Annotated in this window: 25 protein-coding genes and 2 pseudogenes; 15 read left to right on the forward strand and 12 right to left on the reverse strand. The window is 70.8% G+C overall.

All coding sequences use genetic code 11. The features are described from left to right. Positions 1-4 precede the first annotated feature (4 nt). Positions 5-166, reverse strand: a complete 162-nt coding sequence (locus BM290_RS50060; RefSeq protein ID WP_239143631.1) for a DEAD/DEAH box helicase family protein — start codon at positions 164-166, stop codon at positions 5-7. Positions 167-200: 34 nt separating this feature from the next. Here BM290_RS50060 and BM290_RS25785 point away from each other — a divergent pair, with 34 nt between their 5' ends. Further along, the gene (locus tag BM290_RS25785; protein WP_093618370.1) at positions 201-2,456 is read left to right on the forward strand and encodes a putative bifunctional diguanylate cyclase/phosphodiesterase; all 2,256 of its coding nucleotides are present in this window, start codon (positions 201-203) and stop codon (positions 2,454-2,456) included. On the opposite strand, the gene BM290_RS25790 is transcribed toward BM290_RS25785, so the two are convergent. Together BM290_RS25790 and BM290_RS25795 are read right to left on the reverse strand one after the other, a co-directional pair. Next, positions 2,446-3,237 carry an ABC transporter permease subunit gene (locus tag BM290_RS25790; protein ID WP_093618372.1) on the reverse strand — a complete coding sequence of 264 codons (792 nt, stop codon included), beginning with the start codon at positions 3,235-3,237 and terminating at the stop codon, positions 2,446-2,448. The genes BM290_RS25785 and BM290_RS25790 overlap by 11 nt on opposite strands. Then, entirely contained in the window at positions 3,227-4,126 is a 900-nt protein-coding gene (locus BM290_RS25795) for an ABC transporter ATP-binding protein (RefSeq protein ID WP_093618374.1), read from the reverse strand. The genes BM290_RS25790 and BM290_RS25795 overlap by 11 nt, the downstream gene beginning before the upstream one ends. A 72-nt stretch (positions 4,127-4,198) precedes the next feature. On the opposite strand from BM290_RS25795, the gene BM290_RS25800 reads away from it, so the two are divergent. The 5 genes from BM290_RS25800 (at position 4,199) to BM290_RS25820 (ending at position 7,836) form a co-directional block, all read left to right on the forward strand. After that, a complete protein-coding gene (locus tag BM290_RS25800) occupies positions 4,199-4,654 on the forward strand; it encodes a GbsR/MarR family transcriptional regulator (RefSeq protein ID WP_239143630.1) in 456 nt (151 codons plus the stop codon). Positions 4,655-4,758: 104 nt separating this feature from the next. Continuing rightward, positions 4,759-5,373, forward strand: a complete 615-nt coding sequence (locus tag BM290_RS25805) for a PilZ domain-containing protein (protein ID WP_093618520.1) — start codon at positions 4,759-4,761, stop codon at positions 5,371-5,373. A 115-nt stretch (positions 5,374-5,488) separates the two neighbouring features. Then, positions 5,489-6,337, forward strand: a complete 849-nt coding sequence (locus BM290_RS25810; RefSeq protein WP_093618376.1) for a DUF7674 family protein — start codon at positions 5,489-5,491, stop codon at positions 6,335-6,337. Between the two features lie 71 nt (positions 6,338-6,408). After that, a complete protein-coding gene (locus BM290_RS25815) occupies positions 6,409-6,792 on the forward strand; it encodes a MerR family transcriptional regulator (protein WP_093618378.1) in 384 nt (127 codons plus the stop codon). A gap of 120 nt (positions 6,793-6,912) precedes the next feature. Further along, positions 6,913-7,836, forward strand: a complete 924-nt coding sequence (locus BM290_RS25820; RefSeq protein WP_093618380.1) for an NADP-dependent oxidoreductase — start codon at positions 6,913-6,915, stop codon at positions 7,834-7,836. A gap of 131 nt (positions 7,837-7,967) precedes the next feature. Here BM290_RS25820 and BM290_RS25825 read toward each other — a convergent pair whose 3' ends face one another. Next, positions 7,968-9,551: a methyl-accepting chemotaxis protein gene (locus tag BM290_RS25825; RefSeq protein WP_143133953.1), complete on the reverse strand. Its 1,584-nt coding sequence runs from the start codon at positions 9,549-9,551 to the stop codon at positions 7,968-7,970. A 165-nt stretch (positions 9,552-9,716) separates the two neighbouring features. Here BM290_RS25825 and BM290_RS50765 point away from each other — a divergent pair, with 165 nt between their 5' ends. Then, on the forward strand, positions 9,717-9,848 hold the full coding sequence (locus BM290_RS50765) for a hypothetical protein (RefSeq protein WP_275413287.1): 132 nt from the start codon (positions 9,717-9,719) through the stop codon (positions 9,846-9,848). 67 nt (positions 9,849-9,915) lie between these two features. Beyond that, positions 9,916-11,079: a caspase, EACC1-associated type gene (locus BM290_RS25830; RefSeq protein ID WP_177319901.1), complete on the forward strand. Its 1,164-nt coding sequence runs from the start codon at positions 9,916-9,918 to the stop codon at positions 11,077-11,079. Between the two features lie 13 nt (positions 11,080-11,092). On the opposite strand, the gene BM290_RS25835 is transcribed toward BM290_RS25830, so the two are convergent. Next, positions 11,093-11,926 (reverse strand): helix-turn-helix transcriptional regulator, encoded by an 834-nt coding sequence (locus BM290_RS25835; RefSeq protein WP_093618386.1) that lies wholly within the window; start codon positions 11,924-11,926, stop codon positions 11,093-11,095. A gap of 101 nt (positions 11,927-12,027) precedes the next feature. On the opposite strand from BM290_RS25835, the gene BM290_RS25840 reads away from it, so the two are divergent. After that, entirely contained in the window at positions 12,028-12,678 is a 651-nt protein-coding gene (locus BM290_RS25840; RefSeq protein ID WP_093618388.1) for an Atu4866 domain-containing protein, read from the forward strand. Next, positions 12,678-14,006 (forward strand): amidohydrolase family protein, encoded by a 1,329-nt coding sequence (locus tag BM290_RS25845; RefSeq protein WP_093618390.1) that lies wholly within the window; start codon positions 12,678-12,680, stop codon positions 14,004-14,006. The genes BM290_RS25840 and BM290_RS25845 overlap by 1 nt, the downstream gene beginning before the upstream one ends. Positions 14,007-14,081: 75 nt before the next feature. On the opposite strand, the pseudogene BM290_RS25850 reads toward BM290_RS25845, so the two are convergent. Next, positions 14,082-14,649 (reverse strand): annotated as a pseudogene (locus BM290_RS25850) (metallophosphoesterase family protein). 175 nt (positions 14,650-14,824) lie between these two features. Here BM290_RS25850 and BM290_RS25855 point away from each other — a divergent pair. Together BM290_RS25855 and BM290_RS25860 are read left to right on the forward strand one after the other, a co-directional pair. Then, positions 14,825-17,278, forward strand: coding sequence for a S8 family serine peptidase (locus BM290_RS25855; protein WP_203779445.1), 2,454 nt, complete (start codon positions 14,825-14,827; stop codon positions 17,276-17,278). Positions 17,279-17,428: 150 nt separating this feature from the next. After that, positions 17,429-17,899, forward strand: coding sequence for a DUF2690 domain-containing protein (locus BM290_RS25860; RefSeq protein ID WP_093618394.1), 471 nt, complete (start codon positions 17,429-17,431; stop codon positions 17,897-17,899). Positions 17,900-17,905: 6 nt separating this feature from the next. On the opposite strand, the gene BM290_RS25865 is transcribed toward BM290_RS25860, so the two are convergent. Together BM290_RS25865 and BM290_RS25870 are read right to left on the reverse strand one after the other, a co-directional pair. Beyond that, positions 17,906-18,382: an NUDIX domain-containing protein gene (locus BM290_RS25865; protein ID WP_143133954.1), complete on the reverse strand. Its 477-nt coding sequence runs from the start codon at positions 18,380-18,382 to the stop codon at positions 17,906-17,908. A 187-nt stretch (positions 18,383-18,569) separates the two neighbouring features. Then, positions 18,570-18,910, reverse strand: a pseudogene (locus BM290_RS25870) (hypothetical protein). Between the two features lie 413 nt (positions 18,911-19,323). Between BM290_RS25870 and BM290_RS25875 the strand changes: the two are divergent. Further along, entirely contained in the window at positions 19,324-19,899 is a 576-nt protein-coding gene (locus tag BM290_RS25875; RefSeq protein ID WP_093618398.1) for an RICIN domain-containing protein, read from the forward strand. Between the two features lie 111 nt (positions 19,900-20,010). Here the strand turns inward: BM290_RS25875 and BM290_RS47535 are convergent, their stop codons facing one another. Further along, positions 20,011-20,517, reverse strand: coding sequence for a GyrI-like domain-containing protein (locus BM290_RS47535; protein ID WP_177319902.1), 507 nt, complete (start codon positions 20,515-20,517; stop codon positions 20,011-20,013). Positions 20,518-20,613: 96 nt separating this feature from the next. Here BM290_RS47535 and BM290_RS25885 point away from each other — a divergent pair, with 96 nt between their 5' ends. Continuing rightward, positions 20,614-21,066, forward strand: coding sequence for a GNAT family N-acetyltransferase (locus tag BM290_RS25885; RefSeq protein ID WP_177319903.1), 453 nt, complete (start codon positions 20,614-20,616; stop codon positions 21,064-21,066). 157 nt (positions 21,067-21,223) lie between these two features. Here BM290_RS25885 and BM290_RS25890 read toward each other — a convergent pair whose 3' ends face one another. Both BM290_RS25890 and BM290_RS25895 read right to left on the reverse strand, forming a co-directional pair. Beyond that, entirely contained in the window at positions 21,224-22,480 is a 1,257-nt protein-coding gene (locus BM290_RS25890) for an RNA polymerase sigma factor (RefSeq protein WP_093618404.1), read from the reverse strand. After that, entirely contained in the window at positions 22,477-22,845 is a 369-nt protein-coding gene (locus BM290_RS25895) for a YciI family protein (RefSeq protein WP_093618406.1), read from the reverse strand. Before BM290_RS25895 ends, BM290_RS25890 begins: the two co-directional genes overlap by 4 nt. 199 nt (positions 22,846-23,044) lie before the next feature. Here BM290_RS25895 and BM290_RS25900 point away from each other — a divergent pair, with 199 nt between their 5' ends. Then, positions 23,045-23,689, forward strand: coding sequence for a dihydrofolate reductase family protein (locus tag BM290_RS25900; protein WP_093618408.1), 645 nt, complete (start codon positions 23,045-23,047; stop codon positions 23,687-23,689). 176 nt (positions 23,690-23,865) lie between these two features. Here the strand turns inward: BM290_RS25900 and BM290_RS25905 are convergent, their stop codons facing one another. Further along, positions 23,866-24,252, reverse strand: coding sequence for a hypothetical protein (locus BM290_RS25905; RefSeq protein WP_143133957.1), 387 nt, complete (start codon positions 24,250-24,252; stop codon positions 23,866-23,868). Positions 24,253-24,326 lie beyond the last annotated feature (74 nt).

The following is a 24,326-nucleotide window of genomic DNA, read 5'->3' on the forward strand; positions in this document are numbered from 1 at the left end:
CGGGTCACCGGCCGCCGGCGAACGCGACGATCTCGTCGAGGCCCGGCCGGTGCGCGAGGGTGGTCTTGCCGGCGCCGGGCGGTCCGCTGACGACGACCAGGGTGGGCTTCTGCACCAGGCGTTTATAGCCCATCCGGCGGGCCGGGCTCAGACGCGTCCCCGGCACGCCGATCAAAGATGGGTCGGCGGAGAGGGAGAACATGATCAGCCGTTCTGGTCTGGCGCGGTACGCCCGTACCGTCGCGTTCCTGCTCGGTCTGCTCGTGCTGATCTTCAGCGTGGTGACCAGCGTGCTGGGGACCCGCAGCCGGCAGATCGCCGACCAGGATCATGCTCTCGCCCTGACGCTGCAGCAGCAGGTGGCGGCGCTGGACAACTACTTCGAGCGGGCCCGGGCGATCGACGCCGTCCTCGCCGACAATCCGGTGTTCACCGACTTCTACCGGGCGCCCGGCACCGACCAGGAGAAGATCGCCGCGGGCGGCCCGCTGCTGGACCGGGTCAACGACGCGCTGGCGTACCTGACGCAGCTGTTCCCGGGCCGGGTCGGTGAGGCGTGTTTCATCGACGGCAGCGGCGCCGAGATCGCGCGGGTGGTCAACGGCGTGCCGGCCGCGCCGGCGGACCTGTCGCAGGACGAGGACGACAACGCGTTCTTCGCGCCGACCCTGGCGCTCGGCGCCGGCGAGGTCTACCAGGCCAAGGAGTACGAGTCCCCCGACACCCACAACGCGGTCATCTCCAACTCGACCGCCGTGCGCGCCGCCGGGCACACCGGCATCGTGCACTACGAGATCGCCCTGGACAGCTTCCGGATGACCGCCACGCCCGGCCGGATCGCCGCCTCGATCGTCGACGCCGGCTCCGCCCGGGTCATCGTCGACACCCGTGCCGGGACGGCCGACGATCCGGCTGTCAGCACCGTCGTCCGGTCCGGCCGCGATCACGGCGTCACCACCGTCGACGGCCGGCGCATCGCCTTCCAGCGCATCGCCGCGACCGAGGGCAACGCCAACGACTGGTACGTCGCCGCTCACGCCCCGGCCTTCGGGGCGGGCTGGACCCGCGGTCTGAGTGTCGGCTCGCTGGCGCTGTTGCTGGGCGCGCTGCTGACACTGCTCGTCTCCGGCGTCAGCTGGTCGTTGCACCTGCGGGCGGTGCGGCGCGCCGCGGCGTACGACTCGCTCACCGGCCTGCCCAACCGCACGCTGCTCACCGAACGTGTCGGCGCCGCCCTGCGCGGCGGCCGGGACGCGTCCGTGGTCTTCATCGACCTGCGCGGGTTCAAGGAGGTCAACGACGTCGTCGGCTACCACCACGGCGACCTGCTGCTGACCGACGTCGCGGGCCGCCTGGTGCAGGCCGCTCCCCCGGACGCCACGGTCGCCCGGGTCGGCGCCGACGACTTCGCCGTGCTGCTGCCCGGATACCGGCCCGCGGCGGCCGAGGATCTGGCACGCACCCTGCAGACGGCGCTGCACCACACCTTCCTCATCAAGGACATCACGCTGGACGTGGAGACCGCCGCCGGGGTGGCGGGCGGACCGGTACACGGCGACGACCCGGAGACGCTGCTGCGGCACGCCGAGACCGCCATGCACCTGGCAGCCGCCGACGCGACGGGGGTCCAGCAGTACGACCCGGCCCACGACACGAACGCGGCGCACCGGCTCGAACTCCTCGGCGACCTGCGCCGGGCGATCGGCGCCGACGACCAGATCATCCTGCACTACCAGCCGAAGATCGACCTGGTCACCGGGCGGCCGGCCGGTGTGGAGGCGCTCGTGCGCTGGAACCACCCGGTCAAGGGACGGATGGCGCCGGACACGTTCATCCCGATGGCCGAGTCCACCAGCCTGATCCGGCCGCTCACCGACCACGTCCTGCAGATCGCGGCCCGCCAGGCACGACAATGGCAACAGGGGGGTACGCCGATCCCGGTCGCGGTCAATCTCTCCACCCGCTGCCTGCTCGACCCGCACTTCGCCGACCACGTCTTCGACCTGCTGCAGCGCACCGGGCTGCCGGTGGAGCTGCTGGAGCTGGAAGTCACCGAGAGCATGGTGATGGCCGACCCCGACCGGGCTCTCGCCGTGCTGCGCGCCCTCCACGACGGCGGGATCCGCCTGTCCGTCGACGACTTCGGCACCGGCCACTCGTCGATGACGTACCTCCAGCGGCTGCCCGTCCAAGAACTCAAGATCGACCGGTCGTTCGTGCAGCAGATGACCGATGTCGACGGCGACGCCGTCCTGGTGCGTACCGCCATCACGCTCGGCCACAACCTGGGCCTGTCGGTGGTCGCCGAGGGCATCGAGGACGAGGAGACCGCGGCGGCTCTGCGCGAGCTGGGCTGCGACATCGCGCAGGGCTACCACTTCGCCCGGCCGATGCCGGCCGACGAGTTCGACCGCTGGCTCGCCGGCACGGCCGTGCAGCCGCCGGTCAGGTGTTGAGGTCGCGCCGGTTGAACACGACTGTCCCGGCGGCGGTCAGCAGCAGCGCGGCGACGGCGAGGACCGCGGCGTGGCCCCACGGCATGCCGTGTCGCAGCGGCTCGGCGCCGATGTAGTAGTAGAACGGCGACAGGTACTTCCCCGCGTCGAGGCCCAGTTGGCCGGCGAAGGCGTGCAGGGCGTAGGAGAGGATGCCGACGGCCGCGGTGACGGTGAAGACGAGGCCGCGCCTGCCGGTGGCGGCGCCGATGCCGATGGCCACGGCGCCGAAGACCGTGGCCAGCAGTGCCAGGGTGGCGCATTGGGCCGCGAACTCACCGACGGAGATCTCCCGGAGCTGGGCGGCGCCGCGGATGGTGAGCATCCCGGCCCAGACCGCGACAGCGATGACGACGGCGCCGGCGGTGAGCGCCGCGAAGCGTTGCACGACCAGGCCGGTCCGGCTCACCGGGTGGGCCAGCACGAGATCGAGGCGGCCGGCCTCCTCGTCGCCGGCCAGGGTCCGGGCGCCGGTGGCGGCCCCGTAGAACATCGCGATCAGCGGCAGGATGAGGCCGAACACCGAGGAGCCGAGATAGCCGGCCGGAGAGCTGAGGTCGTCGAGGCGCAACGCCTGGCGCATGGCCTGGGGGTAGGCGGCGACGGCTTCGGCCATCTGCCCGCCGGCCAGTTGCGGATAGAAGGCGGCATACATGCAGCCGGCGAGGGTGGCGCCGATCGCCCAGCCGGCCAGGACACGGCGATCATCGGTGAGGGTACGGATGAGGACGTCAGGCCGCACTGTCGGCTCCGGTGTAGTAGGCGTGGAACAGGTCCTCGAGGGCGGGTTCGGTGGCCGTCAGGCTCGTGACGGTGTGGCGGGTGGCCGCCCGCAGCAGCGCGTCGGGGCTGCCGGTGAGCCGGCAGCGCAGGGTGGTGGCGGTGACCCGCAGGTCGGTGACGCCGGGCAGGCCGGCGAAGTCGGCGGCCGTGACCGGGGTGGTGAAGGTGAGTTCGATGTCGCGGACCGCCTGGTGGCGTAGCCCGGCGACGGTGTCGAGCGCGGCCAGGGCGCCGTCGCGGATGATCGCGACCCGGTCGGCGACGGCCTCGACCTCGGCCATGATGTGGCTGGACATGAAGACGGTCCGGCCGTCCGCGCGGGCCTCGGTGACCAGGTCGAGGAAGGTCTGCTGGACCAGCGGGTCGAGTCCGCTGGTGGGCTCGTCGAGGATGAGCAGTTCGGGCCGGTGCATGAACGCCTGCACGATGCCGAGTTTCTGCCGGTTGCCCTTGGACAGGCCGGTGATCCTGGCAGTGGTGTCGAGGTCGAGGCGTTCGGTCAGCGCGGTGATCCGCCGCGCGGGGATGCCACCGCGCAGCGCCGCGAGGAAGCGCAGGCAGGACGCGACCGTCTGACGGCCGTCGACGATGAAGTCGCCGGCCAGGTAGCCGACTCTGCGGTGCAGCGCCACCGCGTCGGCGCGCGGGTCGAGGCCGAGGACGCGCAGGGTGCCGCTGGTGGGGCGGATCAGGTCGAGCAGCAGGCGGATGGTGGTGGACTTGCCGGCCCCGTTCGGGCCGAGGAAACCGAGGACCTCCCCGGCGTGCACGCGCAGGGTGAGGCCGGCCAGACCACGGCGGCGGCCGTAGGTCTTGGTGAGCTGGTCGAGCACGATGACGTCGTCCATGCCCGTCACTCTACTGAAGTTTCAGAGATCCGTGAACATTCGGATTGTTCTGATGGCGCTTATGATGGGCGGGTGACTGATCAACTCCTCGCGGCCGCGGAGCGCTTCGCCCTCACTCTCAGCCAGTACGGCCTGCAGCGCATGACAGCGCGGGTCATGGCGGCCCTGCTCTTCACCCAGCAGCCCACGATGACCGCCGGGGAGATCAGCGAACAGCTCGGCGTCAGCTCGGGTGCGATGTCCGGCGCGCTCAAGACCCTCATCAGCCTGGGCATGATCGAGAAGGTTCCGGCGCCGGGCAGCCGCCGCGAGCACTTCCGGTTCCGCGACGGCGCCTGGGCCACGCTGATGTCCCAGCAGAACGCGGTCCTGGCGCTGATGACCGACGCCGCGGACGACGGCATCGAGGTCGCCGGCGAGCAGACCCCCGCGGGGCGGCGCCTGGAGGAGATGCGGGACTTCTACGGTTACATGCTGCGGGAGATGCCCGGCCTCATCGACCGGTGGCAGCGTACCCGCAATCCATGATCATTCCGCGCTGACCTGCGCCTGAGGGGCTGTTCGCGGCGGTACCGTCACGGGAGAGGATGCGGCCGGACCGTCATCCGTACGCCCAGAAGGATCCGACGACGATGGTCAGGACCACCGAGGAACCGCAGCCGTGGGCCGCCCCGACCGCGAGCGCGTCACTCGGCGGTGGCCCGGCCCGCGCCTGCCGGGTGTGGCGGGAGAGCGACGGCACGCTCCGGCTGAACCTCACCGGGTTCGCCATGATCGGTGTCGACGTGGCGCTGCTCTGGACGCAGAACGGCACCGGCTTCAGCATCGTCGGCACGGTGGTGCCCCCGCCCGACGGCGGCATGCCCGGCGTGTACATGCGGGTGGACCAGACCGTCGGCGCCGTCGACCGGCGACGCTCCCGGCGTGTCTCGGTGCAGGTGCCGGTCGTGCTGATCCTGCCCTCGGGGCAGATGTTCCCCGGCCTGGCGATCGACCTGTCGCTGGGCGGGGCTCGCGTCATCGTCGACCTCGACGTCGACGACCTGGGCGAGGAGGCGATCCTCGACCTGGTCGACGGCCTGGCTCCCGGCCAGTCGGTCACCCTCGAGGTGGCGCTGCCGGACGGCCCCGCGGACTTCGACTGCCACGTGCGCGGCAGCGACGAGCCCGGCGACGTCCGTCTGCTGTTCGTGGACATGGAGGCCGGGGTCCGCGACCGGCTCGCCGCCTTCGAGCGCAGCCAGTGACGCCGTGCCCACCGAGCCGGGACGGCCAGAGCGCGGCGCCGGAGCACTGCCACCGACCCCGGGCGTGTACATTCCCCGAGCCGATGCCGGAGGCGTGACGACTGAGGACTCGGGAATGACGGACGGACGAAGCCCCACCTACCTCGGGTTCCGTGACTACCTGTGGGATGTGCTCCCGGAGGCCCGGGAGCACATCCTCACCGAGGAGTTGTACCAGGTCGGAGATGGCGGTGAGATCGATCTGACCGCATACCGATACATGTCCAACGCCTTCCGTCAGGTCATGGAGGACGCCGCCGGGAACGGCGATCGGGATCTGGTACGGCGGTGTATCGCTCTGATCGAGACGATGCTCGCGTCGGGCGACCGGAACCTGGTCGACGTGGTGCAGATCAGGGTCATCGAGAAGACCGGTCACACGCCCGGTCTGACGGATCTGGTCCGTGCCTACGCGGGCCCGTTGACGTGGCCGAGGATGGCGAACACCGAGGGCCTGCCGGGACCCGCCGCGCCGGGACCGGCCGAGGCGCCGGTCGCCGACGGCCGGCCGGGCCCCGAGGCCGCGGCGGTGCGATCGTGGTTGTGGGAGAGGGTGCCGTCCGTCCGCTATTTCGTGATCCTCACCGAGCGTGAAGAGACTCGGGCGACGATGTCGTTGTCCGCGATGACGGCCCAGCGTTATGTCGCCGAGGCGATCGTGCGGGAGATGGGCCAGGATGCCCTGGAACATGCGCTGGGCAGCGGCGACCCCCGGCCGACCGAACAGTTCGCGGCCACCCTGGAACTGCTGCTTGCCGAACCCGGCCTAGTCGCTCTCGTCCGCTCGCAGGCCGCTGAGATCGTCGCCGCGGCCGACCGGAACCCGCTGTTGCGTGAGCACGCCGCTCCGGGGCTCCAGAAGCTTCTCGGCGATCAGGAACCGCAACCGGACTCGGTACGCGTCCGGCTCGAGGACCTCGGCTGAGCCCATCCGGTCCCGACCTCCGAGGTGCGGATGATCCGAGGCCCGGAGCCGGCGCGCGTAGGCTTTCCGGAATGCGGATCGGTGAGTTGTCCAGGCGTACGGGCGTGAGCCCCCGCTCCCTGCGGTACTACGAGGACCAGGGCCTGCTGACCAGTTCCCGTTCCGACGCCGGGCAGCGTCACTACGCCGATGCCGACGTCGAGCGCGTGGCGTTGATCCGGCAGCTGTTCGACGCTGGTCTGTCCAGCCGTGTGATCGCCTTGGTGCTGCCGTGTGTGGACACCCCGGCCGATCCGGCCATCACCGAGTCGGCGTTCGTGACGATGACGCACGAGCGCGACCGGATCGACGCCGACATCGCGCAGCTGCTCAGGAGCCGGGACGCGCTCGACGAGCTGATCGGGATCAACCGCAGGTACTGGGCGCAGCTGACCTCGGCCCCGGTCCCGGGGTGACCCCGCGAGCGTGAGGCTGTGAGCCGCGCCTCAGCCGGTTGCCCTTCACACCGATGTCAACGGTGAGGATTCCCGTGACGCCCGGAACGCCCGGGCCGGTCACACCGGAGGCGGCAGAACATGGCACAGGCATGGGGTTTCAGCAGGTACGGCGGGCCTGAGGTCCAGGAGTTCTTCGATCGTCCCGATCCGGTCCCCGGTCCCGGCGAGGTGCTCGTCCGGGTCGAGGTCGCCGGCGTCAATCCGATGGACCACGTCATGCGCTCGGCTCCGGTGCCCGGGCTGGACAGCGGGCGTCCGTTCCCCCGCGTTCTCGGCATGGAGGCGGCGGGAACCGTCCTGGCCTCGGGCGAGGGCGTCGACGGGCTCGACGTGGGTGACCCGGTCTTCGGCTTCGCGCTCACCGGTGGCGGCACGTACGCGGAGACGACGGTGCTGTCCGCGCCGCACACCGCTCGTATCCCGGCGGGACTGTCACCGACAGTGGCGGCGACGCTGCCGGTGGCCGGGACCACCGCGGTCGATGCGCTCGACCAACTCGGTCTCCCCGCCAGCGCCACGGTCCTGATCAACGGGGTCGGTGGTGGAGTCGGGCTGCTCGTCGCCCGGCTGGCCGTCGCGCGCGGGCTGCGGGTGATCGGCACCGGGAGCAGCGCCAAACGTGAGGCCGCCGAGTCGATCGGGGTGCGGTTCGTCGACTACACCGCCGGGGATGTCCTGGCCGCGGCACGCGAGCTGATTCCGGACGGCGCCGACGGGATCGTCGACCTGGTCGGCGGCGTCTCGCTGCGTACGGTCGCCCCGTTGGCCAGGGATCCCCGCAATGTCATCGCCGTCAATGACATGTCGGTGTCCGGCGTCGGTGGGCGTTTCATCGAACGGCGTATCGACCGCGAGAGCCTCGAGCGGGCCGCCCGGCTGGCCCTCGACGGACTCCTCACTCCCGTCATCACCGCGGTCCATCCCCTCGCCGACGCTCCGGCCGCCCTTGCCGCCGTCGAGAACGGTGACACCGCGGGCAAGGCTGTGATCAAGGTGGCCTGAGACGCGTCGGTCCGCCGACGCCGCAGACCATCGGTCCCGGCGGCATGCGCCGATCTCGGCACGAGATCGACTGCGCCTCCATGGAGATGCTCTTCGGCAGTGCCGAGCGGCCGGGCCGTTGCCGGCCCGGCCTACAGCCGGAACCGTTCGACGATCTGGCGCAGGTCCGTCGACATTCCGGCCAGCTGGGTGGCGGCGCGGTCGGCCTCGGTCACGCCGACCGTGGTGAGCTGCACCGAATGCGCGACCCCGGTGATCGTCTCGGCGACTCGGGAACCGGCCTGAGCGGCCTCGCTGACGTTGCGGCTCATCTCGTTGGTGGTGACCGTCTGCTCCTCGACGGCCGAGGCGATGGTGGTCTGGAACTCGTTGATCCGGGCGATGATCTCGCTGATCTCCTCGATCGCGGCGACCGCGCCGGCCGTGTCGGCCTGGATCGTGGTCACCCGCCGGCCGATGTCCTCGGTGGCCCGAGCGGTCTCCTGGGCGAGTTCCTTGACCTCGCTGGCCACGACGGCGAAGCCCTTGCCCAGCTCGCCGGCGCGGGCGGCCTCGATGGTGGCGTTCAGCGCGAGCAGGTTGGTCTGCTCGGCGATCGCGGTGATCGTCTTGATCACGTCCCCGATCTGCGCCGACGACTCACCGAGCTTGGCCATGACGGCGCTGGTGTTCGCGGTGACCTCGACGGCCCGGTTGGCCACCTGCACGGCCTGGGTCGCGCTCTCGCTGATCTCCCGGATCGAGGCGCCCATCTCCTCCGAACCGGCCGCCACGGTCTGGATGTTGTGCGACATGGTCGCGGCCGAGTCGGCCACCGTCGACGCCTGCCGGGCGCCCTCCTCCGCGCTCGCCGAACTCTGTCTGCTGGTGGTGGCCAGGGAACCGGCTTCCCGGGCCAGCGATTCGGAGTGTGCGGTGAGGTCGGCGACGGTCTGCCGCAGCGAACCGGTGGCGGCCCGCAGCGAGCCGGCCATGTGCCCCAGCTCGTCGCGCTGGTAAACGTCCACGTCGCCGGTCAGGTCACCCGCGGCGACCCGGTCCAGCACACCGCTGACCCGGCGCAGCGGCACGATGATCAGCCGGGACACGACGAGCGCGCAACCCACGCAGAGCAGCAGCGCCGTACTCAACGCGACGATGACCAGCGTCCTGGTCCGGGTCATCGTGTGGTCGAATCCGCGCCCGGCGACCATCGCCTGGTTGGCGGCGGTGATCTCCTCGGTGAGCAGCCCCTCGTACGCCTTGCGCAGATCCCGGTTGGCGCCCAGGGCGAGCGTGACCGCCGCCGCCGGGTCGGTCCGGTACAGCTGGAACTCGTCCTTGACCGCGGCGAACCACTTGTCGCTCGCGGCCTTGATCTCGTCGACCTCGGCGCCCTGGCCGCCGGACAGCTGCCGGGCCGCCGTGAACGACGCGTCGACCTTCTCCTGCCGCCCGAGCGACTCGGTGGCGAACTTCTCGTCGCCCTTGAGCAGGTAGCCGCGCTCGTCGTTGGCGGCGGCCTTCAACGACAGGGCGGCATCGTTGAGATCACTGATGTACGGCGCCATCTGCCCGATCTCGGCGTTACGGGTGGCGGCCATGTCGTTGATGCCGATGACGCTCAGCGCGCCGGTCACCATCGTCCCGGCGATCGCCACTCCGGCGACCGTGAGCACCTTCGTCGAGACCTTCCGGTCCCGGGCCCACTGTCCTACACCATGCCCTGCAGTCACGATCGTCCCCTCGCGACGTCCCCGTTGATCGGCTATGGGTGTGCCCTGGATGTCTGGTCACCGATCCTACGGAGAGCGTCCGGGAAGCGTGTGCGATGCACGGAAGTCGTCCGGCCGGCGAAGTGCGCGGCCGTCGGGGCGAAGCCCAGCGTGCCGTCGGGGCGGATGTCCCCGAACCAGCTGCTGACGCCCGGGGTCAAGCCGGTCCGGTTCGGTGGTCAGGCGGCCACGATCGGCGACATGGGAGAGTGGAGCGACAAGGTGCCGGTGGAGCTCGGTCACGTATCGGCTGCGTAGCCGCTCGCCGGCGCCGGCGGTCGAAGCCACCCCGGCCGGGCGGAGGAGCACGGTGACGATTGAGCGAGTGCTGCTCGTGGAAGAGGACGAGGGCGACGCGTTCCTCGTGCGGGAGCTGCTGGCCGAGGAAGGACTGGCCGCCGATGTCGTCCGGGTCGACAACGTCCGGCAGGCTTTGAAACACCTCGACGGCGTTTCCGTGATTCTTCTCGATATCGAACTTCCGGATTCTTCCGGACTCGATGGACTGGAGCGAATCAAGCAGCACCGGCCAGATGTTCCCGTCATCATCCTCACCGGACGAGCGGGCCGGGGCCTGGCCGAAGCCGCTTTACAGGCCGGCGCCGACAACTATCTGGTGAAAGGCCAGGTGGACGGAGTTCTGCTGACGCAGGTCCTGCAGTTCGCGGTCGAGCGCGCCGGGCTGCAACGCGAGCTGAGTGCGCTCCGCCAGGCGCAAGCCGATCTTCGCCACGACCAGCACCGCGGCACGTCCGTACGGCTACCGCGCAAAGAGCAGTCCCGATGCCTGCTGATCGGCTCCTCCCGCTATGACGACTCCGCCACGTATCCGAATCTGCCCGCGGTCGAGCACAACCTACGCCGGCTTGCCGAGGTCCTGGCCGATCCGGAGTTGGGCGGGTTCGCGCCTGACCGGGTGCATGTCGAGCTCAACCCGACAGAGTCGATCGGCGCACGCCTCGCCGATCTGGCCGAGCGCACCGAGGACGTCTTTCTCGTCTACTACGCCGGCCACGGCCTGGTGGACGAGGATGGCGAGCTGTACTACGGCCTGCCGTCCATGCGCCCTGGCCGGATATGGTGCACCGCCCTCCCGCACCAATGGATCCGCCGTGCCATGCTGAACACTCCCGCGACGTCCCGAGTCCTCGTCCTCGACTGCTGCTTCTCCGGACGTGCCATCGAGGCCATGACCGACGCCGACGCGACCATCACCGGGCAGCTCGACATCAGCGGCGCCTACACGCTGACCGCCACCAGCAGGAGCCGCGTGGCACGCGCACCCGGCGGCGAGTTGCACACCGCGTTCACCGGCGAGCTGCTCACTCTGCTGCGCTCAGGGCTGCCCGGCGAGGGCCCTCTCCTGCCGGTCACCGCGATCTTCTCGCCGCTGGTCAAGGCATTACTGGCGAAAGACCTACCGCGCCCCCAGCAGCGCGGCACCGGAACCATTGGTGATCTTGCATTGATTCGTAACGCCGCCGGCTGACCACGGCCTGGCGTTACCCGATGTTCTCCGAGACGTCGGTACGCGCGAGCATGCCGAGCAGCCGCACCGCGTCCGCGTCGCGGGTGTCCGGCGCCGCCCGGTAGACGATCAGCTGCTGACCTGACGCGCCACGGACGTCGAACGCCCGATACGTCAGCGTCATCTCCCCGACGGCACTGTGCCTGAACGTCTTGGCCTCACGCGTCTTGCCCCGCACATCGTGCTGCTCCCACATCCGGCGGAAGTCGTCGTCGGCGGTTGTCAGCTCCTCGGTCAGCGCGAGGGTGCGCCGGTCGCCCGGATGGTGCCCGAGGGCGAGGCGAAGATTCGCCACGCACGCGTGCGCGGAGCGTTCCCAGTCGGTGAAGAAGACCCGGCCCACCGGATCCAGGAACGTCATGCGAGCCAGGTTGTCGGTTGCGGTGAAGTCGGAATACAGCGCCGCCGCGATCGGGTTGCGGGCGAGCAGGTCCAGGCGCCGGTTGACGATGACGGCGGGCAGGTGCGGCCACTCGGCGAGCAGGTCCCGCAACTCGTCGTCCACCCGGTCCGGGGCGGACGGCCGATCGCCGAGGGCCACGTCCGCGAGGCGGAACAGGTGCTCGCGGGCCTCCGGTCCGAGGTCGAGAGCGCGGGCGATGCCGTCCAGCACCGAGGCGGACGGGGCTCGTTCCCGTCCTTGTTCGAGCCGGGTGTAGTAGTCGGCGCTCACCCCGGCGAGCACGGCGACCTCCTCCCGGCGTAGCCCGGCCACCCGGCGCCGGCCGTGCGAGGGCAGGCCGACATCGTCGGGGCTGAGCCGGGCCCGGCGGGCGGCGAGGAACCTGCCAAGATCGGTGACAGTCACGTGACCACGCTAATCGGCGGTGTCGTGAGGTATCCAGGGTGCGCCGCACCCAGGGACGACGCACGCTGGCTACCGGCTGCCCCAGCCGCGACGGTGGGTCCATGACCACACACCGAATCGACAGTGCCGCGCTGGACGAGGCGTCCGGGCCGCTGCTGTTCGTCAACGCGACGATCCACACCCTGGACCCCGCCCTCGGCGACCTGGAGCACGCCGGCCTGCTGCTCGACGGGGCCACTGTCGTCAGCGTCGGTCCCGGACGGCACTCCGCGGCCGAGGACGGCCGGACCACCGTCATCGACTGCACCGGGCTGCGCGTCGTCCCGATCGCCGGGCTCAGCAGCCTCGCCCCGGGAAGCCCGGCCACCTTCGCGGTCATCGCGACCGGCACTCCCACCCCCTGGGAACACCTTCTCTGGCGTCCCGGGCAGGCCGTCCTGGTGATGGTCGACGGACGGCCCCGCACGTCCGCGGCGGCACCCGCCGTCCCCGTCACCCGGCCCGAGGCATCCGACAGCCCGTACGTCGGCATGTGGATCGACGAGTCCGGGTTCCTCCACCAGGAGCTCACCGCCGCCGGCCGGTACGACGAGACCCGCGGCGGCCGCCCGCACGCCTACCAGGGCAGCTTCTGGATCGACGGCGACCGCATCGTCTACCTCGACGACCAGGGCTTCTGGGCGTACGGCCGGTTCGACGACGGAGTGCTGCACCACGCCGGATACGTCCTGCGCCGCGCCGAGGAGAACTGATGAGCATGCTTTTCACCGGCGGCCACGTCGTCACCATGGATCCCGCCCTGGGCGACCTGCCCCGCGGTGACGTCCTGGTCAGCGGCGAGCACATCGTGGCTGTCGGACCCGACCTCAGCAACCATCCTTCGGCTCTCGGCGCGGACGTCGTCGACACCACCGGCCGGATCGTCGGCCCGGGGTTCGTCGACACCCACCGGCACGCCTGGCAGACGCAGCTCCGGCGCAGCACACCCGACGTCACCGACCTCGGCGCGTACGTCATGAACACCCTCGCCCGCATCGCCCCCGCCTACCGGGCCGAGGACATCTACGTCGGCACCCGGCTCGCCGCCCTGTCGGCCCTGGACGCCGGCATCACCACGATGCTCGACTTCTCGCACAACTCACGTACGGCCGCACACTCCGACGCCGCGATCCGGGCGCTGGTGGACACCGGTGTCCGGGGCATCCACGCGTCGATGGCCCCGCACTTCGGCGACTGGGACGAGCAGTGGCCGCAGGACGTGGAACGGCTCCACGCGGCGCATTCCTCGGGGCTGGTCACGGTGCGGCTCGCCACGCTGGCCACCGACGAGGTCGCCGGGCCGTTGCCGGCGTACGGTCCGCGGCTCGCGGCGGTCGCGCGGGATCTCGGGATCGGGGTCAGCGTCGACGCGGTGTTCGGCACGTCGTCGTCCGCGGCGATCCTGGGCTGGGAACGCGACGGCCTGCTCGGCCCCGAGGTGACGCTGATCCACGCGACCGGGCTGACGTCGCAGGCGTGGCGGGCGATCGGCGACACCGGGACGACCGTCTCGCTCGCGCCGACCTCCGAGGCGCAGATCGGGCTGGAGACCGCGGTCCCGGCCGTCGACGAGGCGCTCGCGGCCGGGGTGCGCCCCGGTTTGAGCATCGACGTCGAGGTCGCGCTGGCGAGCGACATGTTCACCCAGATGCGGGCGCTGCACGCCATTCAGCGGATGCGGGCGGTCAACGCCGGGTACGGCACCGGCGCCGTACCGCACCGGATCACCACCCGGGACGTGCTGGACTTCGCCACGCTCCAGGGCGCCCGGACCAACGGGCTGGGCTCGGTCACCGGCTCACTCACCCCGGGCAAACAGGCGGACCTGATTGTCGTCAACGCCACCGACGTCAACAACATGCCGCTCAACGACGCGGTCGGCACCCTGGTCCTGGGCGCCGACCCTCGCAACATCGAAACGGTCGTGGTGGCGGGTCAGGTCCGTAAGTCCGGCGGCGTACTCGTCGGGGTCGACGTGGCCCGGCTCCACGAGCAGGTCGTCGCGTCCAGGGACGCGATCCTCGCCGCCGCGGCCCGGTGACGTCCCTCCGTCAGAGGCGCAGCCGACCTGCTGGTCACGTTCGGGAACCCTGATCGGCGACCCGGTGTGAACCGCTCAGCCGAGGATCCGGCGCGGGCGCCCCGGCGGGGTGCCGCGCCGGGGCCACTCCCGCGGATAGCCGACCGACGCCTCCTCGAAGCGCACCCCCGTCGTAGTAGGTGGTCCGCGGGATGTGCAGGTGTCCGTAGACGGAGGCCGCCGCCCGGTACCGGACGTGCCAGTCGGCGGTCAGCTCGGTGCCGCAGCACTGGGCGAACTCGGGGAACCGCAGGATCCGGGTCGGCTCGCGCACCATCGGCCAGTGGTTGATCAGCACCGTCGGCAGGCCGGCCGGGACCGCGTCGAGCCGCTTCCCGGTCAGCGCCACCCGCTCCCAGCACCACTGCACCGGATCCTCCCGGGGCGTCCACAACTCGTGGTTGCCCGGCGCCCAGATCACCTTCGCGAACCGGCCGGCGAGCAGCCGCAACGCCCACACCACGTCGGCGAACATCTCCCCCACGTCACCGGCGACGATCAGCCGGTCGCCGTCACCGTCCGGGTGCAGGCTCTCGACGATCTCCCGGTTCTCCGGATGGCCGACGTGCAGGTCACTGATCGCGAACAGCGTCGATGCGGGCACCCGACCAGGCTAGCCAGCGCCGGGCGGGACCGCCGGCACCACGGGCGACCACGGTGGATCAGCGTGCTGACGTCGGGTTTTCAGCGTGACGTCAGCGCCGCCTCCGCGCCCCCCGCCACGATGCCGTCGACCCGCAACAGCGAGGCAGGTCGATGGAATCGAAAGGACGGGGCGCGTGAGAATCCCAGCAACATCCCCCAGGCCGTGGAGCCGTACGGTCGCCGCGGCGGCCGTGGCGGCGGTGTCAGCCCTGGCGCCGGCCACCTCCGCCGTCGCGGCGGAGGCCGACCCTGCGCCGTTGATCGCGGCATCGGGTGAACCGGTCGCCGCCGACAGCTACATCGTCGTCCTGCGAGCGTCCGCCGACAGCTCCCGGGCGGTGGCCCGCTCCCGCACCAGCGGCGTGCGGGTCCACCGCGAGTACCGGCACGCTCTGCACGGCTACGCCGCCACCCTCACCGCCGGTCAGCTCGCCGCCGTACGGCGTGATCCGGCCGTCGCCTACGTGGCCGCCGACCAGATCGTCACCCTCGACAGTGTGCAGACCTCGGCGACCTGGGGCCTGGACCGCGTGGACCAGCACGGGTCCACCCTGAACAGCACCTTCGCCACCAAGGCGACCGGCGCCGGCGTGACCGCGTACGTGATCGACACCGGCATCCGGGCCGGTCACACCGAGTTCGCCGGCCGGGTCGCCGACGGCGCGGACTTCGTCGGCGACGGCCGCGGCACCGACGACTGCCGGGGCCACGGCACCCATGTCGCGGGGACCATCGGCGGCACCGGGTACGGGGTGGCCAAAGCCGTGACTCTGGTCCCGGTCCGGGTCTTCGGCTGCAGCGGCGGCGCCCCGACCTCGACGCTCGTCGCCGCCGTCGACTGGGTGACCGGCCGTCACACCGGCCCGTCGGTGGCCAACATGAGCCTGGGCGGCCCGGTCAACCCGGCGCTGGACGACGCGGTGGCCCGCTCGATCGCCTCCGGGGTGACGTACACCGTCGCCGCCGGCAACGAGACCACCGATGCCTGCACCCGCAGTCCGGCGCGTACCCCGGCCGCCATCACCGTGGCCGCCAGCACCCGCGAGGACAGCCGCGACACCGGCTACTCCAACTACGGATCGTGCGTCACCGTGTTCGCGCCGGGAACCGGCATCACCTCGGCCTGGAACACCTCCGACACCGCCACCGAAACCATCGACGGGACCTCGATGGCCGCACCGCACGCCGCCGGTGTCGCGGCCCTCTACCTGGAGAGCCACCCGACGGCCGCACCGGCGACGATCAAGTCGATGATCGTAAACACCGCCACGGCCGACGCCCTGAGCCAGATCGGCACGGGCTCGCCGAACCGGCTGCTGTTCGCCGCCGCCGACGGGACCGCCCCGGTGCTCGCCGGCGGCGACCTGGACGCCGACGGCCGTACCGACCTGGCGCTGACCGGCGGCGCGGGCTGGACCACGGTGCCGGCCGCGTTCTCCGCCGGCGACGGCACCTTCCGGGTCACCAACACCGGCGTCGGCGACTTCGCCGGCTGGGCCCAGGTCCCCGGCGTCCGGCTCACCACCGGAGACTTCAACGGCGACGGGCGTACGGACGTCGCGCTGACGCCCGGCCCCAACACGCCGTGGTGGTTCACCCAGCCGGTGGCGTTCTCCAACGGCGACGGCACGTTCCGGATCACCAACACCGCGCTCAACGACTTCGCGGCCTGGGCGCAGGTCCCGGGAACCACGGTGGTGCCCGGCGACTTCAACAACGACGGCCGTACCGACCTGGCGCTGACCGCAGGCCCGGAGACGCCGTGGTGGTACACGCAACCGGTGGCGTTCTCCAACGGCGACGGCACGTTCCGGGTCACCAACACGGCGCTCAACGAGTTCGCGAGCTGGGCGCAGGTCCCCGGCGCGTCCACGGTCGCCGGTGACTTCAACCGCGACGGCCGTACCGATCTGGCTCTGGTCGGCGGGTCCGGCTGGTCGACCGTCCCGGTGGCCCTCTCCAACGGCGACGGCACGTTCCGGGTCTCCAACAGCGGCGTCGGCGACTTCGCGGGCTGGGCCCAGGTCCCCGGCGCCCGGCTCACCACCGGAGACTTCAATGCCGATGGGCGTACGGACATCGCGCTGACGCCGGGTCCGAACACCTCGTGGTGGTACACCCAGCCGGTGGCGTTCTCGAACGGCGACGGATCCTTCCGGATCACCAACACGCCGCTGAACGACTTCGCCGGCTGGTCACAGGCCGCGGGCGCCCGTACGGTCACCGGCGACTTCAACCGTGACGGCCGTACCGACCTGGCGCTGACAGGCGGCGCCGGCTGGACGACGGTGCCGGTGGCGTTCTCCACCGGCGACGGCACGTTCCGGGTCACCAACACCGGCGTCGGCGATTTCGCCGGCTGGGCGCGGGTCCCCGGAGCCACCGTGGTCACCGGCGACTACAACCGCGACGGCCGTACGGACGTGGCGCTGACCCCCGGCCCGAACAGCCCGTGGTGGTACACGCAGCCGGTCGCGTTCGCCAACGACGACGGCACCTTCCGCATCACGAACACTCCGCTGAACGACTTCGCCGCCTGGTCGCAGTCGTCCGGCGCCACCGTGGCCGGCCGCCGGACAACCGGCTGACCGCACCGTTCCGGGGAGGGCGCCCACGCGCTCTCCCCGGAACGACGACATCCCCGAATGCCTCGGGAGATTGGCAAAGTCATTTACTTGAATCGATATTTACTGCGGTGAAGCCTGGTGTGGGCACATCGGACCAGACATGGAGGATCAATGATCCGATCACGACTGCTGCGCTCCGCCGTCATCGTCCTGCTCGCCGCCGGAGCCGGGCTCGTCGCCACGCCCGGCGCATCGTTCGCCGCGCCGTACGACGGGCAGAATCCCGAGACATCCGGCTGCGCCAACACCGCCACCACGCCCCGCTCGGCATCGATCTACGCGGGCAGCGTGAAGGTGGGTGTCGTCCAACTGCGATACAGCACGGCCTGCCGCACCGTGTGGGGGCGGACCATCGCGTACTACTCGACCAAGGGCCTCACCCAGGTCTACCGCAACAGCGACGGCGCCTACCAGAGCTGTCTGCCGTTCACCTGGGTCGCCAGCCTGGGTGGCTACTCCTGCTACACGCCGATGCTCAACGACGCGGGCGTGACGTCGTACGCCACCGGCTGGGCATGGACCTCGGGCAACACCGACGTGGGATCGGCCAGCACCGGCAGCTACCTGCAATTGCAGCCGTAGCGGCTCTCACGTTCCCCGGTGGGCGGAGATCGCCATCTCCGCCCACCGGGAAACCAGGCGCCCGTCCGGAAGCCCTGAACAGTCGAGCGGCGTCCACCGAGCTTCCGCCACCTCGCGATTCGGCCGAAGGTCAGCCGTCGACGCGGTGCCCCGGAAAATGGTGAGCCGGTCGCGTTTGCCTTCGAGTTCGGTCACGGTCTCCACCAGCACCGTGACCACGGGGGCCAACACGATCCCCAGTTCTTCCCGGCACTCCCGACGAACGGCGTCCTCAGCCGGCTCCCGCCGAGGACGATAGCCACCACCAGGCAGTCCCCAACGCTGCTGGTCGGTGTAGGAGTGCCTGATCATCAGGCACAGCCCCGGATCGGACGGGTGCAGGATCAGCGCCTTGACACCGAAGGTGCTGGGCTTGAAAACCTTCCAGTAGGTTTGCAGAGCCGTGCTCACAATACGGGTGACCAAACGGGAAACGCTGTTCAAGAATTGTCTTCCGATCTCATTCGTCCGCCGGTGCGAACCATCGTAGGGAAAGCTCGCCTCGACGGCGTCGGTCGAAATGCGTCGAGGGATTCCCCGCGCCGGCTTCAGCGACGGCGGACCCACCGGCCGTCCACGCGTCCGCCACCCAGGGCCCTGCCCGCCCGGACGGCACGACCGCCGCCTGCGCTCACCGATCGCTGAGCGCCGGCGGCGTGATCACCGACAACTCCAGCACCGCGGGCAGCTCGGCCACCCCCGGCCCACCGGAGCGGATCCAGGCCACCAGGTCGCCGACCACCGCGTCGTCGAGCATCAGCCCGAACCAGACCGGCCGCGCACCGCGCCGCCGGGCCGCCGAGCCGGCTGCACCACCATCACGTTCGACTGTGAGCACACGTCCAGGCACAGGCTGGGCCGCACCCGGTGAACCGGTTCCAGCGCCGCCCGCAGCCCGTCGAGCTGGGCGTCGTGATCGACCGCCGGATGTTTGGTCCGGCTACCGCAACAACAATCCCGGCACACCGTCACCGTGCAGCCGTCGACCACCGATCCTCCTTCTCCGTACGGTCCACCACCGTAACCGCAGCCGATCACCACCAAGATCACGGGGCATCCGGAGATCCGCGCCCTCATCCTCTCGGACAGGAAGCCCGTGGTGGCCTACCGCGACGGTGCGGCCCGCCGTGTCTCCGCCGGCCTTGCCTCCCCGTCACACCGCAGCGGCATCCATCGCCAGTTGTCTCCGTGTTGTCCGGAGTTGTTGTCCGACCACCGCGTGCGGATGCCAGACAACTCTCAAGCCGCTAGACAGAGACCTCACCGACAGGCTGCACGGGTGGTCGACGGTAATCCCATCGATCCGGGCGCGCCTTCCGCTGCCCGCACGTGTGTCAGCGGAGAAGAGCCGAGTGGATCGTCTTGAGAGGACACGGGGAAGGACCATGAAGAAGCGAGCACTGCACATGGTGATGGCAGGTGTGTGCGCTGTCGTTGCCTCATTGGTGGCGGCAACGCCGGCGCACGCCGACTGGTATCCCAACAGGTACTGGATCCAGGCATTCCATTCGGACAGGTGCCTGGACGTCATTGACGGCAGCGCCAACGAGGGCGCCCGGGTTCAGCAGTGGGATTGCAATTCCAACTGGCAGCAGCAGTGGGCGTTCAATCAGGTGGGCACATATCAGGGCATGCCGTTGTTCCAGATCGCCTCCCGGCACACCAACTACGGGAAGTGCCTGGACGTCCTCGACGGAATCATGACCAACGGGCAGCCGATCCAGCAGTGGACCTGCGACACCACGCCGCAGCAGCGGTGGATCCAGGAACGAATGCCCTATGTCCACACCCGCGGCGGATACGACTACCCGGTGTTTCGGTATCGCTCGATGAAGAACTCGACCATGTGCTTGGACATCAGCGGCGTCAGTCCGAACAATGGTGCGCGGCTTCATATCTGGGGATGCCACAACGGCTTCAATCAGATGTTCGACAACTGGGATCTGGGCTCGAAATACTGAGGCGGGCCGAGTCGAGCGTGGGGGCATGCACCGCCCGGCACAGGCGCTGCGTGCCCTACCGTAGAGACGTGGTGGTCACCGTGCCGGACGAATCCTGCACTTCAGGCCTGGTCAGGGTTGACGGCTGCCGTCGGCGAGGCGGATGGCCAGCTCGATGCGCCAGCGGGTCTTCATCCGCTCGGTCCGCGGGTCGGTCAGGTATGCCTCGTACCGGCACGCGAACCCGTCGCCGCCCGGGTCCTCCGCGCAGTCGAACGACAGGCCCCTGTCGTGGGCCCAGTCGATGAGGGTGCCGTTGGCGCGGCGGCCGTGATTGACGTAGGTGAGGGCGGCATAGCGACCAGCCGGCAGGATTCCCGGGCGTATCCGGTCGTCGCCGCGGACCGGTTCGGCGGTGACGGCACCGACCTCGACGTCCATGGCGCCCTGCATGTTCACCACATGCAGGCGGAAGAAGACCGGGCCGAAGCCGACACCCCAGTCGTCGAGGCGTTCGAAGAGCTCGTCCATGAGCCTGTCACGGACGGCGAACATGCCGCGGAACGGGGTGATCGTCCGGATGCCGGCGGTGTGGCGCTCCGGTTTCGTGACCACGGCCGGACCCTCGACGATCTCCACAGGCGCCTCCTGTCGTGCGGCTCCGATCCTATGTGCTCGACGTTCCGCCCGCCGCAACGCGCCGGCCGGCCCGTGAGCCCGATCCGGCTGCGCCCCTTGCGTGCGTCCGACGCCGAGGTGATCGCCGGCTGGGCCTCGGACCCGCAGTTCCGCGCCGCCGCCGCATGGACCGACCGGTCCCCCGCCGAGCACCTGAGCTTCCACCGGACGCTGATCGTGACGCCACCGCCGGGGCTGTTACGGCTCGGGGTGGTCCACGACGGGGTCCTGGTCGGCTACGTCGATCTGCACGGCACCGACCCGGACCGGCGTGAGCTGGGCTTCGTCATCGGAGAGCGGTCGCGCTGGGGCGCCGGCCTGGGCCGGGCCGCCGCCGCGGCCGGCATCGCCCACGGTTTCGAGAAGCTCGCCCTGCGGGAGATCCGGGCCGAGGCCGACGACCACAACCGGCGTTCCATCCGCATCCTGGAAAGCCTGGGCATGACCCGCTACGACCGGTCCGGGTCGATGCACCGGTTCGTCCTGCGAGCCCCGCTCCCGGGCCGCTGACGGTTCCGGCGTCGTGCGTGGACAACTACGAGACCGTCACGGGTGCGCTCGGGCCGGTAGGTGTTCGAGGTCCTGGTGACGCGAACGATCGTTGCCGGAGGTTCGAGTCCCCGGGACGGCACGGTGGCGTCCCCGACCGGCGCGGCGCGGGGACGGGTCAGCCGGAAGCGGGATGTGGCGCCAACCGGGCGGCACGGATTTCCAGGTAGCGGCATTCGGCCAGGCTGGTGGTGCCGCGGGCGGCGCGGTGGTAGTGCTCGCGGGCCGCCGGATGGTCGCCGGCCATCTCCAGAAGGTGTGCGCGGACCGCGTGCAGCCGGTGGTGGTCGGTGATCCGCTCGTCGGCGGCCAGCTCGTCCACCAGGGCCAGGCCGGCCCGCGGCCCGTCGATCATGGCGACCGCCACCGCCCGGTTCAGGCTGGCCATCGGGTTCGGCGAGAGCCGCACCAGGATCTTGTAAAGGATGTTGATCTGCCGCCAGTCGGTCTCGCCGGTGCTGGGCGCCTCGTCGTGCAGCGCGGCGATGGCGGCCTGCAGCTGGTAGGGGCCGAGCGTCGAGCGGCTCATCGCGTCGGTGACCAGCGCGACGCCCTCGGCGATGCGCCCGCGGTCCCAGCGCGAGCGGTCCTGCTCGTCGAGCGGGATCAGCTCGCCGTGCGGGCCGGTGCGGGCTGCCCGGCGGGCGTCGGTGAGCAGCATCAGCGCCAGCAGGCCGGCCACCGCGCCGTCGTCCGGCAGCAGACGGTGCAGCAGACGGGTCAGCCGGATCGCCTCGGCGGCCAGGTCGTCGCGCCGCAGCCGGTCTCCGGAGCTGGCGGTGTAGCCCTCGTTGAAGATCACGTACAGCACGTGCAGCACGACCCGCAGACGCTCCGCCCGATCCTGCCCGACCGGCATGGTGAACGCGCCGCCGGTGGCCCTGATCCGTTGCTTGGCCCGGCTGATCCGGGCCGCCATGGTCGATTCGGGCACGAAGTAGGCGCGGGCGATCTCCGCGGTGGTCAGGCCGCCGACCGCGCGCAGCGTCAGTGCGACCTGCGAGGCCGGGCTCAACGCCGGGTGGCAACACAGGAACAGCAGGGTGAGCGTGTCGTCCCGGTCGGCCGGGGTGTCCTCGCCGGGGCCGGGCGATGTCGGCTCCGGCTCCAGGGCGGTCACCTCGTCCTCGCGCCGGCGCCGAGCCTGTTCGCTGCGGATCTGGTCGACCAGGCGGCGGCCGGCGACCGTGACCAGCCAGCCGCGCGGGTTGTCGGGGACGCCCTCGGCCGGCCAGCGTGTCGCCGCGGCGAACAGCGCTTCCTGCACGGCGTCCTCGCTGAGGTCGAACTGCCCGTACCGACGTACCAGCGCGCCGAGGGCCTGCGGCGCGAGCGCGCGCAGCAGGCCCTCGACGGTGGCGCGGTCGGCGCTCACGCGGTCGGGCCGCCGGAGAAGATCACCTGGCGGACCTCGATGCCCAGGCCGTCGAACCGGGCGTCCGGGATCATGGCGGCCAGCTCCAGCGCCCGGTCCCTGCTCGCGACGTCGACCAGGTAGTAGCCGCCCAGGAACTCCTTGGCCTCCAGGTACGGGCCGTCGGTGACGACCGGCACACCGTCGCGGACACGGACCACCGCGCTCTGGGACGGGTCAGCCAGCGCCTCGGTGTCGATCATCTCGCCGGACTCGCGGATCGTCGTCATGAACTCGCCATGGCCGGCCATGATCTCCTGGCGCTCGGCCTCGGTCAGCGCCTCCATGATGACGGGGTTGATGTGCATGATGAGCAGGAACTTCATTGCCGTCTCCTGACGTCGCGGCGCCCAGCCGGGCCCCTTCACCAGGTGGTCGTCGCGGACCGCCCGCCCTTGACATCCCGGCGGCAGGTTCAACAGATCAGTTCATTTTGCCGGTACGGGTCAAGATCCGTCGACCGGCTCCGACCTCACGATGACGATCCCCGTCTCACCACCGTCATCGCCATCACCGGAGGAACACGTGGCTCAGCTACTGAAAGTCCAGAATTTCAACGTCTCGAGTGACGGCATCGGCGCCGGGGAGGACCAGACCCTCGAGAGGCCCTTCGGTCATGTCGAGCCCGAGAGGCTGTTCGCCTGGGCCGGCGCCACAGCGAGCTGGCCCATGCGCACCGACCCCGGGGGCAGCCGGGGTCTCGACGACTACTTCACCCGGGACTACGCCTGCAACATCGGCGCCGAGATCATGGGCCGCAACAAGTTCGGTCCCCAGCGCGGCCCCTGGCAGAACCACGAGTGGCGCGGCTGGTGGGGTGACGAGCCTCCGTTCCGTACCCCGGTGTTCGTCATGACCCACCACCGGCGTCCTTCATTCACGCTCTCCGACACCACGTTCCACTTCGTCGACGATGACCCGGCAACGGTCCTCGAACAGGCCCGGGAGGCGGCCCAGGGCAAGGACGTCCGACTGGGCGGCGGGGCCACCACCATCCGGCAGTTCCTGGACGCCGACCTCGTCGACACCCTGCACGTGGCGGTCTCGCCGGTGAAACTCGGGTCCGGGGTACGGCTCTGGGAGTCCCCCGACGAGCTGCTCGACCGGTTCCACCTGGAGGTCGTTCCCAGCCCGAGCGGGGTGACACACCACCTCTTCTGGCGAAGGTGACCGATCCTCAGGGTGGCCCTGGCCTGCTGTTGCCGCCTGGGCTGCCCTGAGGCCGGCCGGACAGCGGCGGCGTCTGGTCGAGCACGTCAACCGCCGATGGGCGGGCAGCCGCCGCAGTGCGGGCTGGTGGCGCCCCAGGTCGCGTCAGCGGGCGACCGGTGGAGGCCCGGAGACCCTCACCCGCCACGTATGAGGCTCCTGCCGTTCAGCGGCTCCGGCAGTCCGACGCCGACGACGGCATCGTGCCGCCCGCCGTCGGGGCAGGCGCTGCGCGCGGTGCCCCAGACCGTGACGGTGACCGTCCCCGGCGTGGACGTCACCTCGGCGCCGATGGGTGTGCGGCAGTCGGCACCGGGCACGACGACGAGCAGTTGCCGTCCCGGCGGCTCGCCGCCTTCGAGCCGCCACGGCAGCGCCACCGCGCCCGGGATCGGACCGGACACCGCGCGCAGCGGGGACAGCGGTACGGGCGTCTCGGTCTCCCACGGCTCGCTTCGCACGCATCCGCCGGCCAGGCCGACGGCGAGCACTGCCGAGCAGAGACGGCTCAGTGGCACATGCATGTCTCTCCCTCCCCACCGCTGGGACGAACCCGTCCGGCGGCCCGGTTCCGTCGAGCGGGGGTCACCTTCCGGCG

This window comes from Actinoplanes philippinensis, from assembly GCF_900113015.1.
Lineage (GTDB): Bacteria > Actinomycetota > Actinomycetes > Mycobacteriales > Micromonosporaceae > Actinoplanes > Actinoplanes philippinensis.

Coding starts and splice junctions, on each gene's coding strand:
- BM290_RS25785 (WP_093618370.1), top strand. CDS start 201: ATGATCAGCCGTTCTGGTCTGGCGCGGTACGCCCGTACCGTCGCGTTC.
- BM290_RS25795 (WP_093618374.1), bottom strand. CDS start 4,126: ATGGACGACGTCATCGTGCTCGACCAGCTCACCAAGACCTACGGCCGC.
- BM290_RS25805 (WP_093618520.1), top strand. CDS start 4,759: ATGGTCAGGACCACCGAGGAACCGCAGCCGTGGGCCGCCCCGACCGCG.
- BM290_RS25810 (WP_093618376.1), top strand. CDS start 5,489: ATGACGGACGGACGAAGCCCCACCTACCTCGGGTTCCGTGACTACCTG.
- BM290_RS25815 (WP_093618378.1), top strand. CDS start 6,409: ATGCGGATCGGTGAGTTGTCCAGGCGTACGGGCGTGAGCCCCCGCTCC.
- BM290_RS25820 (WP_093618380.1), top strand. CDS start 6,913: ATGGCACAGGCATGGGGTTTCAGCAGGTACGGCGGGCCTGAGGTCCAG.
- BM290_RS50765 (WP_275413287.1), top strand. CDS start 9,717: ATGTCCCCGAACCAGCTGCTGACGCCCGGGGTCAAGCCGGTCCGGTTC.
- BM290_RS25840 (WP_093618388.1), top strand. CDS start 12,028: ATGACCACACACCGAATCGACAGTGCCGCGCTGGACGAGGCGTCCGGG.
- BM290_RS25845 (WP_093618390.1), top strand. CDS start 12,678: ATGAGCATGCTTTTCACCGGCGGCCACGTCGTCACCATGGATCCCGCC.
- BM290_RS25860 (WP_093618394.1), top strand. CDS start 17,429: ATGATCCGATCACGACTGCTGCGCTCCGCCGTCATCGTCCTGCTCGCC.
- BM290_RS25875 (WP_093618398.1), top strand. CDS start 19,324: ATGAAGAAGCGAGCACTGCACATGGTGATGGCAGGTGTGTGCGCTGTC.
- BM290_RS25895 (WP_093618406.1), bottom strand. CDS start 22,845: ATGAAGTTCCTGCTCATCATGCACATCAACCCCGTCATCATGGAGGCG.
- BM290_RS25905 (WP_143133957.1), bottom strand. CDS start 24,252: ATGCATGTGCCACTGAGCCGTCTCTGCTCGGCAGTGCTCGCCGTCGGC.